Origin of the sequence: Salinivibrio sp. VGrn1 (assembly GCF_009377995.1) — a bacterium.
Lineage (GTDB): Bacteria > Pseudomonadota > Gammaproteobacteria > Enterobacterales > Vibrionaceae > Salinivibrio > Salinivibrio siamensis.
Genome location: NZ_SATA01000003.1, coordinates 300,958 through 317,794, shown reverse-complemented (window position 1 = coordinate 317,794; position 16,837 = coordinate 300,958). Strand labels below are relative to the sequence as shown.

At 49.9% G+C, this 16,837-nt stretch carries 16 protein-coding genes and 1 riboswitch; of the genes, 9 read left to right on the top strand and 7 right to left on the bottom strand.

The window, feature by feature from the left end; genetic code table 11:
- Window positions 1–63: 63 nt before the first annotated feature.
- The gene (lrp, locus tag EHW56_RS07165; RefSeq protein ID WP_046073519.1) at window positions 64–558 is read right to left on the bottom strand and encodes a leucine-responsive transcriptional regulator Lrp; all 495 of its coding nucleotides are present in this window, start codon (window positions 556–558) and stop codon (window positions 64–66) included.
- Window positions 559–724: 166 nt separating this feature from the next.
- Between lrp and ald the strand changes: the two genes are divergently transcribed.
- The 7 genes from ald (at window position 725) to infA (ending at window position 8,285) form a co-directional block, all read left to right on the top strand.
- Window positions 725–1,849: an alanine dehydrogenase gene (gene ald, locus EHW56_RS07160; protein WP_046073520.1), complete on the top strand. Its 1,125-nt coding sequence runs from the start codon at window positions 725–727 to the stop codon at window positions 1,847–1,849.
- Window positions 1,850–1,966: 117 nt separating this feature from the next.
- Window positions 1,967–2,929: a thioredoxin-disulfide reductase gene (trxB, locus tag EHW56_RS07155; RefSeq protein ID WP_077579218.1), complete on the top strand. Its 963-nt coding sequence runs from the start codon at window positions 1,967–1,969 to the stop codon at window positions 2,927–2,929.
- 77 nt (window positions 2,930–3,006) lie between these two features.
- Window positions 3,007–4,776, top strand: a complete 1,770-nt coding sequence (gene cydD, locus EHW56_RS07150; protein WP_152794806.1) for a cysteine/glutathione ABC transporter permease/ATP-binding protein CydD — start codon at window positions 3,007–3,009, stop codon at window positions 4,774–4,776.
- Window positions 4,769–6,487 (top strand): cysteine/glutathione ABC transporter ATP-binding protein/permease CydC, encoded by a 1,719-nt coding sequence (cydC, locus tag EHW56_RS07145; RefSeq protein ID WP_152794804.1) that lies wholly within the window; start codon window positions 4,769–4,771, stop codon window positions 6,485–6,487. The genes cydD and cydC overlap by 8 nt, the downstream gene beginning before the upstream one ends.
- 14 nt (window positions 6,488–6,501) lie before the next feature.
- Window positions 6,502–7,212 carry a leucyl/phenylalanyl-tRNA--protein transferase gene (gene aat, locus EHW56_RS07140; RefSeq protein WP_152794802.1) on the top strand — a complete coding sequence of 237 codons (711 nt, stop codon included), beginning with the start codon at window positions 6,502–6,504 and terminating at the stop codon, window positions 7,210–7,212.
- The gene (locus EHW56_RS07135; RefSeq protein ID WP_152794801.1) at window positions 7,212–7,937 is read left to right on the top strand and encodes an arginyltransferase; all 726 of its coding nucleotides are present in this window, start codon (window positions 7,212–7,214) and stop codon (window positions 7,935–7,937) included. Before aat ends, EHW56_RS07135 begins: the two co-directional genes overlap by 1 nt.
- Window positions 7,938–8,066: 129 nt before the next feature.
- Window positions 8,067–8,285, top strand: a complete 219-nt coding sequence (gene infA / locus EHW56_RS07130; RefSeq protein ID WP_021022425.1) for a translation initiation factor IF-1 — start codon at window positions 8,067–8,069, stop codon at window positions 8,283–8,285.
- A 64-nt stretch (window positions 8,286–8,349) separates the two neighbouring features.
- Here infA and clpA read toward each other — a convergent pair whose 3' ends face one another.
- Complete coding sequence (gene clpA, locus EHW56_RS07125; RefSeq protein ID WP_077579213.1) at window positions 8,350–10,605, bottom strand: ATP-dependent Clp protease ATP-binding subunit ClpA; 2,256 nt, start codon at window positions 10,603–10,605, stop codon at window positions 8,350–8,352.
- Between the two features lie 45 nt (window positions 10,606–10,650).
- Window positions 10,651–10,971 (bottom strand): ATP-dependent Clp protease adapter ClpS, encoded by a 321-nt coding sequence (clpS, locus tag EHW56_RS07120; RefSeq protein ID WP_046073527.1) that lies wholly within the window; start codon window positions 10,969–10,971, stop codon window positions 10,651–10,653.
- A gap of 804 nt (window positions 10,972–11,775) precedes the next feature.
- Here clpS and cspD point away from each other — a divergent pair.
- On the top strand, window positions 11,776–11,997 hold the full coding sequence (cspD, locus tag EHW56_RS07115) for a cold shock domain-containing protein CspD (RefSeq protein WP_046073528.1): 222 nt from the start codon (window positions 11,776–11,778) through the stop codon (window positions 11,995–11,997).
- Between the two features lie 77 nt (window positions 11,998–12,074).
- Here the strand turns inward: cspD and EHW56_RS07110 are convergent, their stop codons facing one another.
- Window positions 12,075–12,656 carry a thymidine kinase gene (locus EHW56_RS07110; RefSeq protein WP_046073529.1) on the bottom strand — a complete coding sequence of 194 codons (582 nt, stop codon included), beginning with the start codon at window positions 12,654–12,656 and terminating at the stop codon, window positions 12,075–12,077.
- A gap of 107 nt (window positions 12,657–12,763) precedes the next feature.
- The gene (locus tag EHW56_RS07105) at window positions 12,764–14,347 is read right to left on the bottom strand and encodes a Na+/H+ antiporter NhaC family protein (RefSeq protein ID WP_152794798.1); all 1,584 of its coding nucleotides are present in this window, start codon (window positions 14,345–14,347) and stop codon (window positions 12,764–12,766) included.
- 88 nt (window positions 14,348–14,435) lie between these two features.
- Window positions 14,436–14,617: riboswitch (Lysine riboswitch) on the bottom strand.
- A gap of 272 nt (window positions 14,618–14,889) precedes the next feature.
- Here EHW56_RS07105 and EHW56_RS07100 point away from each other — a divergent pair.
- A complete protein-coding gene (locus EHW56_RS07100; RefSeq protein ID WP_046073531.1) occupies window positions 14,890–15,315 on the top strand; it encodes an H-NS family nucleoid-associated regulatory protein in 426 nt (141 codons plus the stop codon).
- A gap of 51 nt (window positions 15,316–15,366) precedes the next feature.
- On the opposite strand, the gene EHW56_RS07095 is transcribed toward EHW56_RS07100, so the two are convergent.
- Window positions 15,367–16,338, bottom strand: a complete 972-nt coding sequence (locus EHW56_RS07095; RefSeq protein ID WP_046073532.1) for a lytic transglycosylase domain-containing protein — start codon at window positions 16,336–16,338, stop codon at window positions 15,367–15,369.
- Window positions 16,339–16,348: 10 nt separating this feature from the next.
- Window positions 16,349–16,624 carry a YcgL domain-containing protein gene (locus tag EHW56_RS07090; protein WP_069361431.1) on the bottom strand — a complete coding sequence of 92 codons (276 nt, stop codon included), beginning with the start codon at window positions 16,622–16,624 and terminating at the stop codon, window positions 16,349–16,351.
- Window positions 16,625–16,837 lie beyond the last annotated feature (213 nt).

The following is a 16,837-nucleotide window of genomic DNA, read 5'->3' as shown; positions in this document are numbered from 1 at the left end:
CCGAGCATGACGCTCGGCTTCAGTCTCGATAGGTGGTGCATCGCACCCCTTTTCATCACCTGGCTAACGGGTATGGATAACCAGATGATTGCTCTGTTTAACCTCTTCCATCACCACATACGTACGGGTGTCATTCACGCCGGGCAAACGCAGCAAAGTTTCACCCAATAACTTGCGATAAGCCGACATATCCGCTACTCGTGTTTTAAGCAGGTAGTCAAAATCCCCTGACACCAACGAGCACTCTTGAATGTCCTCAAGCGTTTGCACCGCTTTGTTAAATTGCTCGAACACATCAGGCGCGCCGCGGTTGAGTGTGATTTCGACAAACACCAACAGTGATGCATCCAAATACTGGGGGTTAAGCAGTGCCGTATAGCCAAGGATATAACCTTGACGCTCAAGACGTCGTACACGTTCTAGACAGGGGGTAGGAGAAAGACCAACACGTTTTGATAACTCAACGTTAGAGACTCGCCCATCCTTTTGGAGCTCGTTCAGGATGTTGCGGTCAATGCGGTCCAATTCCTTGGAGGGCTTTTTTTTGGTATCTACCATTTTTTATTCCACCTTGTTACTTCCTTGCAAAAAGATATACCAAATTAAATAACATCTAAATGATCTTTAGCATCAAATGCTGGTTTGTTGCCTTTATACTAGCCTGAAAATTGACAATATCAATAACAAGCCAGCCGATAACACTGAATAAACAAGAGGTGACAGCATGATCATTGGCGTTCCAAAAGAAATCAAAAACCATGAGTACCGTGTTGGTATGGTGCCAGCGAGTGTTCGCGAGCTTATTTCTCACGGCCACTCTGTTTACATTGAGACCAACGCAGGTAACGGTATTGGTTTCTCTGACGACGACTATAAAGCCGCCGGCGCGTCTATCCTTCCTACTGCTGCTGACGTCTTTGCCAAAGCAGAGATGATCGTCAAAGTGAAAGAGCCACAAGCCGTTGAGCGTGCGATGCTCCGCGAAGGACAGATTTTGTTCACCTATTTGCATCTTGCACCAGATTTTCCGCAAACAGAAGACTTAATTAAAAGTAAAGCCATCTGTATTGCCTACGAAACGGTAACAGATTCTAAAGGTCGATTGCCACTCCTTGCACCCATGTCTGAGGTCGCCGGCCGCATGTCTATTCAAGCAGGTGCACAAGCGCTAGAAAAATCACACGGCGGTTCGGGCATGCTGCTCAGCGGTGTACCTGGAGTCGAGCCGGCGAAAATCGTGGTACTAGGCGGTGGTGTTGTCGGCTCGAACGCCGCTCGTATGGCCGTTGGTCTGCGTGCTGACGTCACAATTCTCGACAAAAATGTCGATACCTTACGTCGCCTTGATGAAGAGTTCCAAGGGCGTGCCAAAGTGGTCTACTCCACAGAAGAAACCCTTGAACAACACGTATTGAACGCCGATCTGGTTGTCGGTGCCGTGCTGATCCCAGGTGCTGCTGCCCCCAAGCTGGTTAACGAAGATCACATTAAGCGTATGAAGCCAGGCGCCGCCGTGGTGGACGTCGCTATCGACCAAGGTGGCTGTTTCGCAACATCACATGCAACAACCCATGCAGATCCCACCTATATCGTGGATGATGTCGTTCACTACTGTGTCGCCAATATGCCTGGCGCGGTAGCACGTACTTCTACTGTCGCTCTGAACAACGCCACACTGCCTTATATCGTTAAGCTAGCGAATAAAGGCTATCGTGATGCCTTGGTCGAAGATGCGCATCTACGTAATGGTCTGAATGTCATTGGCGGTCAAGTGACCATCAAAGAAGTCGCAGAAGGCTTTGATTTACCTTATGTCGACGCAATGGACGCACTGAAGTCGGCACATTAATCGGCCACGCCAATCATAGAAATCGAGGGCACCATCACGGTGCCCTTTCTTTACCTTTCTAATTTACCTACAATCAGTCCATTCAAAAACGAACCTCTTTCCTGCTCGGAGACGTGAATGAGTAACATTAAGCATGCGAACCTATTGATCCTGGGTTCAGGCCCGGCTGGCTATACGGCCGCTGTTTACGCCGCGCGCGCTAACTTAAACCCTGTGATGGTGACCGGAATGCAACAAGGTGGCCAGCTGACCACCACCACCGACGTTGAAAACTGGCCTGGCGATCCTGAGGGACTGACAGGACCGGCATTGATGGATCGCATGAAAGCCCATGCGGAAAAATTCGAGACTGAGATTATCTTTGATCACATCAATGACGTGGACTTATCCTCACGCCCGTTCCGCTTAAAAGGTGATAACGGTGAGTTCACCTGTGATGCGTTGGTTATTTCTACCGGTGCCTCTGCGCAATATCTTGGCCTTCCATCTGAAGAGGCATTTAAAGGGCGGGGCGTCTCAGCCTGTGCGACCTGTGATGGCTTTTTCTATCGCAACCAGAAAGTCGCGGTGATCGGTGGTGGTAACACGGCGGTCGAAGAGGCCTTGTACTTGTCGAATATTGCCTCAGAAGTGCATGTTGTTCACCGTCGCGAGACCTTCCGAGCCGAGAAAATCCTCGTTGACCGCATGATGGATAAAGTCAACAACGGCAATATTGTCCTTCATACTAATCGCGTGTTGGATGAAGTTTTAGGCGATGAAATGGGCGTGACCCAAGCACGCTTGAAAGACACCCAAAGTGATGAAACCGAAACACTGGATGTGATGGGTGTGTTTGTTGCTATCGGCCATAAACCCAATACCGATATTTTTGCGGGTCAATTAGAGATGGAAAATGGCTACATCAAGGTTGAGTCGGGCCTTAATGGCAACGCCACTCAAACCAGCGTTGAAGGTGTCTTTGCTGCTGGTGATGTGATGGATCATGTTTACCGTCAAGCGATCACCTCTGCAGGCACCGGTTGTATGGCCGCATTAGATGCCGAGCGCTATCTCGACGCTCTGGCAAATAATCAGTAAGCCCACGCTCTCATGCAGGCTGCCGTTCGGTGGCCTGCCCAGCCTATTTGTAGGCTCTCATAAAACAATAAGACGATATGGATAAATCTAAACAGCGGGCGCTAACCCAATGGCTCAAGTCGCAGAGCACGTTAGCCAAACCCTGGTTAGTTGCGACGATTAGTATTGCACTCCTCTCCGGTGTGCTTTTGATTGCCCAAGCAGCACTTCTTGCCCACCTGCTGCACCAGTTGATTATTGAACAAACGGATAAATTTGCCCTACTCCCAAGCTTTTTTGCCCTGGCTGTTGTCGTGATAGTGCGTGCGCTATGCAGTTGGGCGAAAGAGCAAACGGGTTACCGCTGTGGTGAAGCGATTCGCCAACATATTCGTCATTTAATCCTGAATCGTCTCGAGGCGTTGGGGCCGGTGAGTATCCAAGGGCGCCCAGCAGGCAGTTGGGCGAGCCTGATTTTAGAGCAAGTGGAAGAGTTACAAGACTTTTTTGCCCGTTATTTACCGCAAATGGCCATCGCCGTCCTGATCCCGTTGGTGATCTTAGTCGCCGTTTTCCCAATCAACTGGGCCTCAGGATTGATCTTTTTAGTGACCGCACCGTTGGTCCCCTTTTTTATGGCCTTGGTTGGCATTAAAGCCGCTGATGCCAACCGAAAAAACTTTAAGGCACTGCAACGTTTATCCGGTTACTTCTACGACCGATTACGTGGACTGCCCACACTCAAGCTGTTTAACCGCGTCGAAGCGGAGGCCGAGCAGCTTCATCTCGCGTCACACACGTTTCGTCAACGCACCATGGAAGTGCTGCGCCTCGCCTTTTTATCATCGGCCGTGCTGGAATTTTTCACCGCTATTTCCATCGCCGTTGTCGCCGTCTATTTCGGCTTTAGCTTTATTGGTGAGCTCGACTTTGGTCACTATGGCGCCTCCATTTCACTGTTTACCGGTTTATTTGTTTTAGTGCTCGCCCCCGAGTTTTATCAGCCGTTGCGCGATCTCGGCACCTTTTATCACGCCAAGGCGCAAGCGATTGGTGCGGCTGAGTCGATCGTTGAATTCCTGGACGCTCAGCCAGATACCGGCACTCAAGGTGAGGCCACGCCTGATTTATCCACCGTCGCTATTATCGCGCACGACCTGGAGGTACTCAGTCCCGACGGCCACGTATTGGCTGGGCCCATGCGTTTTTCCGTTCAGCCAGGCGAGCAGATTGCGCTCATTGGCGTCAGTGGCGCAGGCAAATCCAGCCTCCTTAACGCCCTGCTTGGTTTTCTGCCCTACCGTGGTAGCCTCACCATTAATGGCTGCGAACGCCGTGATCTCTCCATCAGCCACTGGCGCCAATCGATCAGTTGGGTCGGGCAGAATCCGCAACTTTTCCACGGCAGTATCCGAGACAATATTGCTCTGGCCAACCCTGAGGCAACGCCAGATATGATTAATCAGGTGATGACGCAAGCGTACGTGGATGAATTTGTGATGCGATTGACCGACGGCTTAGCCCACTCTGTCGGTGACCGAAATGGGGGGTTATCGGTGGGTCAAGCACAGCGCATTGCCGTCGCGCGAGCGTTATTACAAGATGGCGCCCTCTGGGTACTGGATGAACCGACTGCAAGCCTAGACGCACATAGCGAAAATCGCGTGCTGGAAACCTTGAGTGCAGCAACACAAGATAAAACCTGTATACAGGTATCGCACCGTTTGGACTCACTCGCCAAAAGTGACCAAGTCTGGGTAATGATGGATGGGAAACTCGTGCAACAAGGCCCATATCACAGTCTGGCTGACTCGGGCCCGCTGGCAGAGATGCTGGCTTCCGCCGATAGGAGAAACCTCGATGCGTGAACTACTGCCCTATCTTCGCCTTTATAAGCGCCACTGGTTTGGTTTGAGTTTAGGCATGGTACTGGCGTTTGCCACACTATTTGCTGCTATTGGCCTACTCACCCTCTCCGGCTGGTTTATTGCCGCTGCGGCTGTTGCAGGCCTAGCGAGTATCGCTACCTTTAATTACATGCTCCCTGCGGCGGGTGTGCGTGGCTTCTCTATTGGCCGTACCTTTGGTCGTTGGGCCGAACGTGTGGTTAGCCACAATGCCACCTTCAAACTATTGGCAGATTTGCGCGTGTCATTTTTTCGCAAACTCGCCCCGTTAGTCCCTGATCAAGGGCTGAATATGCGTGATGGCGATTTGCTTAATCGCATGGTCGCCGATGTCGATGCCATGGATCACGTTTATCTGCGCCTAGTCAGCCCGATGCTGGTCGGTATCGTCGGTATCCTGGCGGTGAGTTTCTTCCTGGGGTGGTTTGACCCAAGGCTTGGCATGGCGCTTGGACTGACCTTGCTCGCGTTACTGATTGGGCTGCCCATCCTTTTTTATCGCTTGGGTAACGATCAAGGCCGTGCTCAATTGGAGCAAAACGCAGCCACACGCATAGCACTGCTCGATTGGTTACAAGGCCACGCCGAGCTGGCTTTATTTGGCGCACGTGACCGTTATCGCGCCCGCATCGATGACAGCGAGCAAGCGATGCTTCACGCACAAGCCAATATGGCGCGTATTACCGGATTGGCCAATGCCGTGCTCGTCGCGGCCACAGGGCTAACATTGGTGATGATGATTTGGCTCGCAGCAGATGGTGTCGGTGAGCGTATGCCAGGCCCACTGATCGCGATGGTCGCCTTTACAACCATGGCCAGCTTTGAGCTGATGATGCCTATTACCGCCGCGTTCCAATATCTGGGTAAAACGCTTACCGCTGCCAAACGACTGAATGCGATCACCGAGCGAGCACCCAGTGTCCCCTTCCCTTCCCACGGACATACTGGCCCTGCCGTCGGCGATATTTGCTTTGATAACGTCAGTTACCAATACCCAGGCGCGGCACAAGACGCGGTTTCAAATATCTCGCTCCACGTGACACCGGGACACACACTGGCACTTCTAGGAAGGACGGGATGTGGTAAGTCAACCTTATTGAGCTTGCTCACCCGCGCGTGGGATCCCACCCAAGGTCAAATCACCCTTGATGGGGTGCCTCTAATGCAATGGCAAGAAACCGCGCTGCGTGACGCCATGTCTGTGGTGACACAAAGCGTTGATTTGTTCAATGGCACACTGCGCGACAACCTTACCCTCGCTTGCCCAGATACATCAGACGATGATCTCGCCTCTGCCCTGCACCGCGTCGGCTTAACCGGGCTGCTCGAAGGCCAAGGGCTAGACGCATGGTTGGGCGACGGCGGACGACAACTCTCTGGGGGTGAGCGCCGCCGTTTGGGGATTGCTCGTGGCCTCTTGCACCCCGCGCCGATTATGTTGCTTGATGAGCCAACGGAAGGACTGGATGTGCAAACCGAAGCAGAGATCCTATCCTTACTGCAAGACCATTGTCAGGATAAAACCGTGGTGATCATTACCCATCGATTGGTTGGCTTGGCGCATATGGACACAGTGTGTTTAATGGATGCAGGCCGCATTATTGAGCAAGGCACGCACCAAGACTTGCTGGCACGTAACGGTCGCTATGCACAACTCATGAACCGCTTGTAATAAGAGAGTGTACGATGACCCTCTTTTTACCCCCTTTAGCGCAAAATGATGTCGGCTTTCCGCCCGTGAATGAGGCGCTCTCTCACCCCGATGGCTTGCTCGCCATTGGGGGAGATCTATCACCTGCGCGGCTAATGTCGGCTTATCGCAGTGGTATTTTCCCTTGGTTTGGCGAAGATGACCCTTTATTGTGGTGGTCGCCGAGTGAACGCGCCATCCTTCAGCCCTCTGATTTTCACGCCAGTCGCAGTTTGCGTAAAGCCGCCAAAAAGTCTGCGTATACCATCACGTTCAATCGCGCATTCGAGACGGTGATCGCTACCTGCGCGACTGTTCGTGGACCTGAACAGACCTGGATTACCGATGAGATGCAAGCCGCTTACTGCCAGCTTCATCAGCAAGGCGATGCCCACAGTGTGGAAGTGTGGGACGGAACACACCTTGTCGGCGGGCTTTACGGTGTCTCTGTAGGCCGTGTGTTCTGTGGTGAATCCATGTTTTCCCACACGTCCAATGCGTCAAAGTTTGCCCTTTGGCAATTTAGCCAATTCTTCGCGCAACGAGGGGGGCACTATATTGACTGTCAGATGATGACCCCACATTTAGCCTCTTTGGGCACCAAACCCTGGACACGCGACGCGTTTATCGCCGCGCTGCACGCTCATCGCGATGACCCCATTATCCAGGGCTGCCAACCGCAGCAGATAGCAGATTGGAGACCATAATGAGTGTGGGGATCCAGGTAGGCGTCACGCCTACAGCACCTTGCCAATACTTGTCTCACCAGCAAGAGCAACTGGCCGTGGTGATGTCGGCGGATTACCACACGCCCGAGCGATATGCTGCACTGTTAGCCGCTGGCTTTCGTCGCAGTGGTAACCTTATTTACCGGCCGCACTGCCCACAATGCCAGGCCTGCCAAGCGCTTCGGATTGATGTGGCCAAATATCAACCCTCAAAAAGCCAAAAGCGTCATCGCAGCCAGCTTAATCGCCTAGAGATTAAAGTGAGTGATGAGCTTGATGAGAACTGGTTTGCGCTCTTTCAACGGTACATCGCCACTCGCCATGCTGATGGCAATATGTACCCTGCCAAGCGCCAAGATTTTCTCGACTTTATCGGTAGTGACTGGTTATCCCCGCGCTTTATCCATTTGTATCAACGCGATCATAACCAACTCACTCTGGTTGCCATCGCCGTGACTGATGTCGTCGCCGACGGGTTAAGTGCGCTTTATACCTTTTTCGAACCAGAGCACCGCTTCTCTCTTGGACGCGTCAGTATTCAGGCACAGCTACAACTGGCAAATTCACTCCATTTACCCTGGCTCTACTTGGGCTATCAAATCGACACCTGTCCAGCGATGCGTTATAAGGCGGACTATTATCCACATCAACGCTTTATCAACCAGCAGTGGCGGGCGTTTTCCTGGCCGCTTATTCCACAATAGTGGCTATTTTTTCTAGCAAGGAGCGCCCCAACAGGGTAAAATTCGCACCCGAACTTTACAGACTTTCAGAATAGAGGCATTATCTGTCGGTCAAAAAATTGGCTACCAGAAGAGGCCTAAGAGGATTCAATGGCAAAAGAAGACGTAATTGAAATGCAAGGCACCGTACTCGATACGTTGCCTAATACTATGTTCCGCGTAGAACTAGAAAACGGTCACGTGGTGACTGCCCACATTTCAGGCAAGATGCGTAAGCACTACATCCGCATCCTGACCGGCGACAAAGTCACTGTTGAAATGACCCCTTACGATTTGTCCAAAGGTCGCATCGTTTTCCGTTCGCGTTAATCCTCCGAACGCGATCAAAAAACCCGGCAGCGATGCCGGGTTTTGCTTTTTCGTCTCAAGATGATTAAGCAGGTTCCATTTGATCACTGAATTGGAAGTCCAACCGGTTATCTTTCAATACCACACGAACCGTCCCTCCATTGACCAGACAGCCAAACAGCAGCTCATTAGCCAGTGGCTTTTTCAAGTTATCTTGGATAACGCGCCCCATCGGCCGTGCTCCCATTGCCTTGTCATAGCCTTCTTCCGCTAGCCAGCGCTTAGCCTCTGACGTCACCTCAAGCGACACGCCCTTGGCGTCCAGTTGAGCTTGTAGCTCGACAATGAACTTATCCACCACTTGCAAGATAACTTGCTCATCCAAGTGATTAAACCAGATGATGTTGTCCAAACGGTTACGGAACTCTGGCGAGAACACCTTCTTAATTTCGGACATTGCATCATGACTGTGGTCTTGCTGAATCAGGCCAATCGACTTACGCACCGTCTCGGCCACGCCAGCATTGGTCGTCATCACCAAGATAACATTGCGGAAATCGGCTTTGCGTCCGTTGTTGTCCGTCAAAGTGCCATTATCCATCACCTGTAACAACAGGTTGAACACGTCTGGGTGTGCTTTCTCAATTTCATCAAGCAGCACTACACTGTATGGGTGCTTGATCACCGCATCGGTCAGCAACCCGCCCTGATCGTATCCCACATAGCCTGGGGGAGCACCAATCAAGCGGCTCACTGTGTGACGTTCCATGTACTCCGACATGTCAAAGCGCTGCAACTCAATGCCCATCGCGCGGGCCAATTGTACCGTGACCTCGGTTTTACCGACCCCGGTAGGCCCGGCAAACAAGAAAGAGCCGACCGGTTTATTCTCATCGCCCAGTCCTGCGCGGCTTAACTTGATCGCTTCAGACAACGCGGTGATGGCGGTATCTTGGCCAAACACCAACATTTTCAGCTTGTCATCCAGCGACTGCAGCACGTCTTTATCTGACGAAGAAATCGACTTCTCAGGAATACGCGCCATTTTCGCAATCATACTCTCAACATCAGGGACATTGACCGTCTTCTTGCGTTTGCTTGCTGGCGCCATACGACACCGCGCCCCCGCCTCATCGATCACATCGATCGCTTTGTCTGGCAAATGACGCTCATTAATGTATTTCGCCGACAGCTCCACAGCAGCACGAATGGCCTTATTTGTATAACGCACTTCGTGGTGGGCTTCGTATTTGGGTTTCAGCCCCATCAAGATTTTAGTGGTGTCATCAATAGAGGGCTCAATCACGTCGATTTTCTGGAAACGGCGCGCCAGTGCCCGCTCTTTTTCGAAGATAGAGCCATACTCTTGGTAGGTCGTCGAGCCGATACAGCGTAACTTTCCGCTACTCAATAGCGGTTTAATTAAGTTTGCGGCATCTACCTGGCCACCACTGGCAGCACCTGCGCCAATGATAGTGTGGATCTCGTCGATAAAGAGCACCGCATGATCTTCTTTTTCGAGTTGCTTCAAGATCGATTTAAAGCGCTTCTCAAAGTCACCACGGTATTTGGTCCCGGCTAATAGAGACCCAATGTCGAGCGAATAAATCACGCAATCTTTGATTACATCTGGCACTTGCCCTTCGACAATGCGCCATGCGAGCCCTTCTGCAATTGCCGTCTTACCGACCCCGGCTTCGCCAACCAACAGGGGGTTATTCTTACGACGGCGACACAGGACCTGGATGGTGCGCTCAAGTTCCTTATCACGACCGATTAGCGGATCAATACCGCCAACACGCGCGAGCTGATTAAGGTTAGTCGCGAAGTTCTCCAACCGGTCTTCACCCGGCTCCGCACCGGCCTCATCGGCGCCCATGTCACTGCTTGGCAGATCGTCGCCTTCATCTTTCGTGGTGCCATGGGAGATATAGTTGACCACGTCAAGGCGACTCACGTCGTTCTTTTTAAGCAGGTAAGCGGCGTGGGACTCTTGTTCGCTAAAGATGGCCACCAACACGTTCGCACCGCTTACTTCGCTACGACCGGATGACTGCACATGAAAAACAGCCCGCTGGAGTACTCGCTGGAAGCTTAGCGTTGGCTGCGTTTCCCGCGACTCATCGTCCGCAGGGATCAGCGGCGTGGTTTGTTCGATAAACGCATCAAGTTCTTTGCGCAGCGCCTCCAAATCTGCACGGCACGCGACCAGCGCATCGTGCGCGGCCGCATTTTCGATCAACGCGAGAAGCAGGTGCTCCACCGTCATGAATTCGTGGCGTTTTTCACGCGCACGTGCAAACGCGCCATTCAAACTGGCTTCAAGTTCTTTGTTAAGCATAAAGGCACCTCCCTCAAAAACCGCGCTAAAGCGTGATGGAGCCGGCTAAGCTTTCTCCATCGTGCACAGTAGCGGATGGCCATGCTCTTTGGCATACATCATTACCTGTGCCACTTTCGTTTCAGCGACCTCGGCGGTAAATACGCCACAGACCGCTTTTCCTTCATAGTGCACCGTCAGCATGACTTGCGTCGCTTTGTCCACATCCATGGCAAAAAACGTCTGGAGCACATCGATAACAAACTCCATCGGAGTATAGTCATCATTATTTAGCACCACCTTGTACATTGATGGCGGTTGCAACTTGGTTTTTTCTGACGATTCGGCCTCTGCGTCAGGCAAACCCCACTGGTTCCAATTACTCATAACTCATTCAATGCATTGTTAGGGTGTCTCGGTAAGTGATGTGGCGGGGCACTACTGCCATCCACGATTCCCGTCCACCTATACTTAAAGTTAAGCCACAGATTGTATTCCAGCAACCTTTTCATTGCGAACACCGTTTGCCTGAGCAATTGTTAAGCACTGCATTATGTAATAGTGTCTGACGCAGCATTTCGTTCACTGCGCGCGACACGAACGTGTCATCGCTCACTGCATCAAAATGCATAAAAAACAAGGCAATCCGGCTAGCAAATAACGTGTGGGTGGATCGCATCAAGCGCGACGGGTGAGAAATAGGCACACGCCTATCTCGATTCACAATATTCACTCCATGATCATTTTTAAGCAGGTAGACTCCTTACGTAATGCCAGTAGCGATCATGCCAATCCAAACACTTAAGGGCTAAAGAGCAAGTTATTAGAATAAAAAGTAATAGTTCAGCCCTGTAATAGCGCATCTATCACTGTAATCACACGGGTTTATAGCGAAAACATCCAGGGTAAAATCTAAAAAACTATGCAATTGAGATGTCTGTTGTTGAATGAATAATTGCCACTTCCTCACACTTTTTCGATTCGATATTACATTACTGTTATAAGTTATACCCCACACTTGACTGCCTAAAAGTATCTACTAAAGTGAAACATGTGGTAGGTAAACTAACCATGTCACTTCTATTCAATCATATCAGTGATGGCAACAGTGCCGCGCTGCCGGGATTGATGAGGTGGAATGAACGCGTTTATCGCAGGTATGCAAAGTTTGATGCAAGAAGGATGTGTCGCATGGAAACTGGTACAGTAAAATGGTTTAACAATGCAAAAGGATTTGGCTTTATTTGTCCGGTAGAAGGAGAAGGCGATGTGTTTGCCCACTATTCTACCATCCAGATGGACGGATATAAGACATTAAAGGCGGGACAAACCGTCAACTACGAGGTTCAGGAAGGACCAAAAGGCTACCATGCCAGTGAAATTGTGCCAGTCGATCAAGAAGCGGCTAAATAGCGCTGAATCCGGTCGGCCAAATGGAAAAGGCGAGCTTACCGCTCGCCTTTGTTGTGTTTGACCGAACTCAATGCCGTCTAGAGTAACCCAAGCATCTGTTTGTAGTGGCGGCGACACACAGAAACATAACGTTCATTGCCCCCAATCACCACCTGATCACCATCCGCAATGGCATTACCCTCGCTATCTTGGCGAATAACTCGACTCGCTTTACGTCCACAATGGCAAACGGTTTTCAGTTCAACGAGCTTATCAGCCCACGCCAACAAGTACTGCGACCCTTCAAACAGCTCACCACGAAAATCCGTTCTTAATCCATAACACAATACTGGGATCCGCAGCTTATCCACCACATCGGTGAGCTCAAGGACTTGCTGTTTGGTCAAAAATTGGCTCTCATCAATCAATAAACAGTCAACTTTCTCTTGCGCCAAGATAGTCGCAACGTGCTCGAATAGCGACGTCTGATTGTCATACAGGTGGGCATCAGCTTCTAAGCCAATTCTAGAACTAATTTTTCCGACCCCATAGCGGTTATCAATCGCGGCGGTAAATAGTAGAGGCTGCATACCGCGTTCTTGGTAGTTAAAGGCCGATTGTAACAAGGTGGTCGACTTACCCGCGTTCATTGCCGAATAATAAAAGTATAACTGAGCCATAACTGTCTCTACACGTAATGCCCGTTTTGGGCGAGCTGGATTAAATAAACAGGCATGCTACCGCACTAGCAGAAAAAGAAAAGCCCCGCCGAAGCGAGGCTAGATAATTAACCGACCAATTTACACGGTCGCTTTTTAAGCCACATTAACCCAGCACATAGTGCAACGAACGCAAACACGGTCGCCATCAAAGACCAAAGAAGTGACGCGGTAAAGCCTAACACCATGAAGCCTACGGTTGAGACAAGCGCCCCGCCAATAGCATAAGGGAGCTGGGTGGCGACGTGGTCAATATGTCCACATCGTGCCCCTGTTGAAGACAAGATAGTGGTATCAGAAATTGGTGAACAATGATCGCCAAATACCGCCCCCGCCAATACTGCTGAGAGCATAGGTAGCATCAGAGCAATCTCTGTCGCCGCGGCAAGATCGCCTGCGATAGGAAGCATAATACCGAACGTCCCCCACGACGTCCCTGTTGCAAAGGCCATCACTGCCGCCAACAAGAAGAGCACCACAGGCAAGAGTTGCGCCGGTAAGTTCCCCTCAACTAAAGACGACAAATATTTGCCTGTTTGTAGGTCACCAATAATATGGCCAATTGACCAAGCAAATAACAGAATGAGGATCGCGCCAAACATAGACTTTGCGCCCACCCAAAGGGTTTTCGCAATATCTGATACCGCAATACCTTGTTTACCTGTCATCACTAAGGACACAGCTAAACCCGCCAGTCCACCCCACAGCAATGACATGCCGACATCGGTATTTTCAAACGCGCCGAGGAGAGAAAAGGATTGTGCATCAGCGGCCAAGGCCTGCCCGCCGGTATATAGCATCGCTCCCACCGTCGCCACGACTAGCATAATAATGGGGGCGACCAAATCAGCCACGCTGCCTTTATCACTTTCTTCAATCCCTAAGTCATCGCAGATATCAGCGCAGTTTTCACTTTCATCGCCCAATCGACTGCCTTTTTTCGCCTGATATTCAAACTGACGCATCGGGCCAATATCCAGTTGAAACCAAACCACCGCAAACACTAAGAGCAAGGCAAAAATGGCGTAAAAGTTCATCGGGATCATGGTGACAAATGCCCCTAGAGCCGTGTAATCCGTCACACCATGCGCCACTAAAATCGAGCCAATCACGGTAATGATATAGGCTCCCCAGCTTGATGCTGGCGTGATCACACACATAGGGGCTGCCGTGGAGTCAAGGATGTAAGCCAGTTTCGCTCGAGAGACGTGAAATCTATCTGTCACGGGGCGAGAAACGGCGCCCACCGCTAAGCTGTTGAAATAATCATCGACAAATATAAATACGCCGAGAAAAGCGGCGAGCAGTTTCGCCCCACGTTTACTCTTGATCCGGCTTTGCGCCCAATTGGCGAACGCGCGTGTCCCTCCAGAAAGAGACAGGAGCGCAGTGATCATACCGAGTAAAATAAGAAACGCGAGAATACTTAAATTCCAGCTATTTAAGCCTCCATCAGCAATAAATAGCCCAGTGATCACCTCAAGTAAGTACTGTCCAGAAGAGAGGAAAGAAAAATCGGTCAGTAATACAGTACCCAGTACGATTCCCATGCCCAACGACAATAAAACCCGTCGTGTGGCAATCGCGAGGCCTAGCGCCAATAAAGGGGGAAGCAGTGATAAAGCGGATGAAGAAAAATCTGTTAAGTTCATGATCTCAGTGTCAACCAGGTGGTTGGAGATCTACTGCAGAAATGAAGACGGTAAGGTGTGGTATCACACGGCAAACAGCTTGCCTCCTACATACAGTAGCGCTCCATAGTGTATTTCCAAGTACTATGGCAGTGCTGCCCCTATTCGGTAACAGCCCCAGCTCAATCGGTGTGATGACCTGATTGGCTTCGGCGTTGTTTCCTTTTATGCGCTCTCATCGGTATCACCCTCTTGCGCACGACTTATAAACAACGCACCTCTACGTTAAGCGTGGTGCATTCTACACAACGTGTTTACTATCGCAACTATTTATGGTTGAAAAAACGTCGATTAACCCCCACCTTACTCGATGCCAATAAAATGCGTCTTATCTTCTATTTTTTTAGACATCTGTTTCAAAAAAGACAATAGAATTAAAGTCAAATTTGCGGTTAACTTGCAATTAATGAACAATATGGCGTATTAATATAGGTCATATTGTATATTTCAATTATACTGCTATCATTCTTTCAATTAACATATAAATCAAATAGGAACCAATAATGTCTGATGCAATGAAAGCCTTACTCAATTTGCGTAGCTTACGCGCAGTTGCAAAAGAGATGTCTACTGAGCAACTGAACGAAGCCTTAGAAAAATTACAAACGGTTGTTGAAGAGCGCAAAGAAATCGATCGCCAAGCTGAAGCGCAAGAAAAAGAGCGCTTAGAGAAGTTAGAAAAATACCGTGCTATGTTAGAAGCCGACGGTATTGACCCAGAAGAAATCGTGGCATTGTTAGGTGGTGCTTCCAAGAGCAAAGCATCGGGTAAACGCGCGACTCGTCCAGCAAAATATCAATATACGGGCGAAGATGGCTCACAAAAAACCTGGACAGGCCAAGGTCGTATGCCGAAAGTGATTCGCGAAGCGATTGAGAGCGGTGCGGCTAAGCAGGAAGATTTCCTCATCCCAGGCCAAGAAGCCTAAGTCCATATTCCCGCATAAAAAAAGAGGCGCTCAGCCTCTTTTTTTTATCCCTTAACCAAATTTAATTCTGTCTGCCAAATGGCTCACCGCTAACGCAAAGTAGTGCGAGCGATTCCATTTCAATAAACTCTGATAATTATTATAAACAAGATAAGCCCTGCCTTTACCATCATCAGGCTGAATCAACCACGCATTGATATCGACGGCGGGTAGCGCCTGACCATTCAAACGGCGCACACCACGCGTCTGCCAGGCACTCAATGAGTGTGCTTTATCACTGTCGGTGCCAAGCAAAGTACGATCTATTCCTGCAGGTAGCTGTACTTGCCGCCCCCATGTATAAGTATCATCCCACCCGGCTTTTTTTAAGTAATTCGCAGCAGACGCAAAAACATCGGCTTCTGTTTGCCAAATGTCTTTCTTACCATCTTGATTGCCATCGACCGCGTAATTAATAAACGAGCTTGGCATAAACTGGCATTGGCCCATTGCCCCTGCCCAAGAGCCTTTCATCGCTTCTGGCGCAATGTGCCCTTGCTGTAATATCTTCAGTGCAGCCATGGTCTCTTTACGAAAAAAGGCCTCTCGACGACCATCAAAGGCTAATGTTGATAAAGCTTCAATCACATTATAACTGCCCTGAAGTTTGCCAAAATTACTTTCTACGCCCCATAAAGCCACAATAAAACGCGGCTGAACTTGGTACTGCTCACCGATGGTTTTCAACGTGTCGTAATGTTCACGATACAGTTTTTTCGCTTGGGCGACTTTCCAATCAGGCACAGCACGCGGAATATATTCATCCAGCGTAAGGCGTCGCTCAGGTTGATTTCGATCGGAGCTGACCGCACGCTCGTGGTATTCAACGTCCTTAAACGCACGCTCAAGTAACGCATCACTGATGCCCGCCTCTCGTGCCTCGGCTTTTAAGGTGGTCACATACTGCTCGAATCCGGGCTTGGCCATCACAGGGCTCACCAAAAGTGCCGCCGCGATAGAAGCTGAAATCATACCTTTGCGCATAGTCTTCCTTTTACAGTTTTTCGTTTTTATTACGAATGGCCTGCAATGCCGCATCAGGTGGCGGGGGCAATTGCACAAAAAAACCATCACTTTGCAGGCTTTGTTTAACCTTATTGATGTCAACAGCAGCCAGTTTATCGCGCTTGTCTAAGTTGATCATCATGGCAAATTCGGGTTGCCCAAAGCTATTCATTAATGCCTCAGGCACATCATCAAATTTATCTTTCTCTGCAAGATAAAGATAGGTGCCTTCTTTCTTTTTGCTACGATAAATTGCGCAATACATCTCAAAAGTCCTCATGAGCATGCCATATTACTGGCGATAAATTGTCATCTCGGGGTAAAGGTTTGTTAAGCTTTGCAGCAAAGTGTGTCAAAACGCGTCTCTGCTGCCATTTCTCATTCAAACGTTAAAAAAACACCATTAAAGGGAGAAATGCCGCATCAACGGCAAACCCTGCTTGCCGCATTGGCTCTGTGAATATACCATGCTATCCAA

Bases quoted from the DNA above. Each gene is read 5' to 3' on its own strand.
- lrp (WP_046073519.1), bottom strand. From the start codon at position 558: ATGGTAGATACCAAAAAAAAGCCCTCCAAGGAATTGGACCGCATTGAC.
- ald (WP_046073520.1), top strand. From the start codon at position 725: ATGATCATTGGCGTTCCAAAAGAAATCAAAAACCATGAGTACCGTGTT.
- trxB (WP_077579218.1), top strand. From the start codon at position 1,967: ATGAGTAACATTAAGCATGCGAACCTATTGATCCTGGGTTCAGGCCCG.
- cydD (WP_152794806.1), top strand. From the start codon at position 3,007: ATGGATAAATCTAAACAGCGGGCGCTAACCCAATGGCTCAAGTCGCAG.
- cydC (WP_152794804.1), top strand. From the start codon at position 4,769: ATGCGTGAACTACTGCCCTATCTTCGCCTTTATAAGCGCCACTGGTTT.
- aat (WP_152794802.1), top strand. From the start codon at position 6,502: ATGACCCTCTTTTTACCCCCTTTAGCGCAAAATGATGTCGGCTTTCCG.
- EHW56_RS07135 (WP_152794801.1), top strand. From the start codon at position 7,212: ATGAGTGTGGGGATCCAGGTAGGCGTCACGCCTACAGCACCTTGCCAA.
- infA (WP_021022425.1), top strand. From the start codon at position 8,067: ATGGCAAAAGAAGACGTAATTGAAATGCAAGGCACCGTACTCGATACG.
- clpA (WP_077579213.1), bottom strand. From the start codon at position 10,605: ATGCTTAACAAAGAACTTGAAGCCAGTTTGAATGGCGCGTTTGCACGT.
- clpS (WP_046073527.1), bottom strand. From the start codon at position 10,971: ATGAGTAATTGGAACCAGTGGGGTTTGCCTGACGCAGAGGCCGAATCG.
- cspD (WP_046073528.1), top strand. From the start codon at position 11,776: ATGGAAACTGGTACAGTAAAATGGTTTAACAATGCAAAAGGATTTGGC.
- EHW56_RS07110 (WP_046073529.1), bottom strand. From the start codon at position 12,656: ATGGCTCAGTTATACTTTTATTATTCGGCAATGAACGCGGGTAAGTCG.
- EHW56_RS07105 (WP_152794798.1), bottom strand. From the start codon at position 14,347: ATGAACTTAACAGATTTTTCTTCATCCGCTTTATCACTGCTTCCCCCT.
- EHW56_RS07100 (WP_046073531.1), top strand. From the start codon at position 14,890: ATGTCTGATGCAATGAAAGCCTTACTCAATTTGCGTAGCTTACGCGCA.
- EHW56_RS07095 (WP_046073532.1), bottom strand. From the start codon at position 16,338: ATGCGCAAAGGTATGATTTCAGCTTCTATCGCGGCGGCACTTTTGGTG.
- EHW56_RS07090 (WP_069361431.1), bottom strand. From the start codon at position 16,624: ATGTATTGCGCAATTTATCGTAGCAAAAAGAAAGAAGGCACCTATCTT.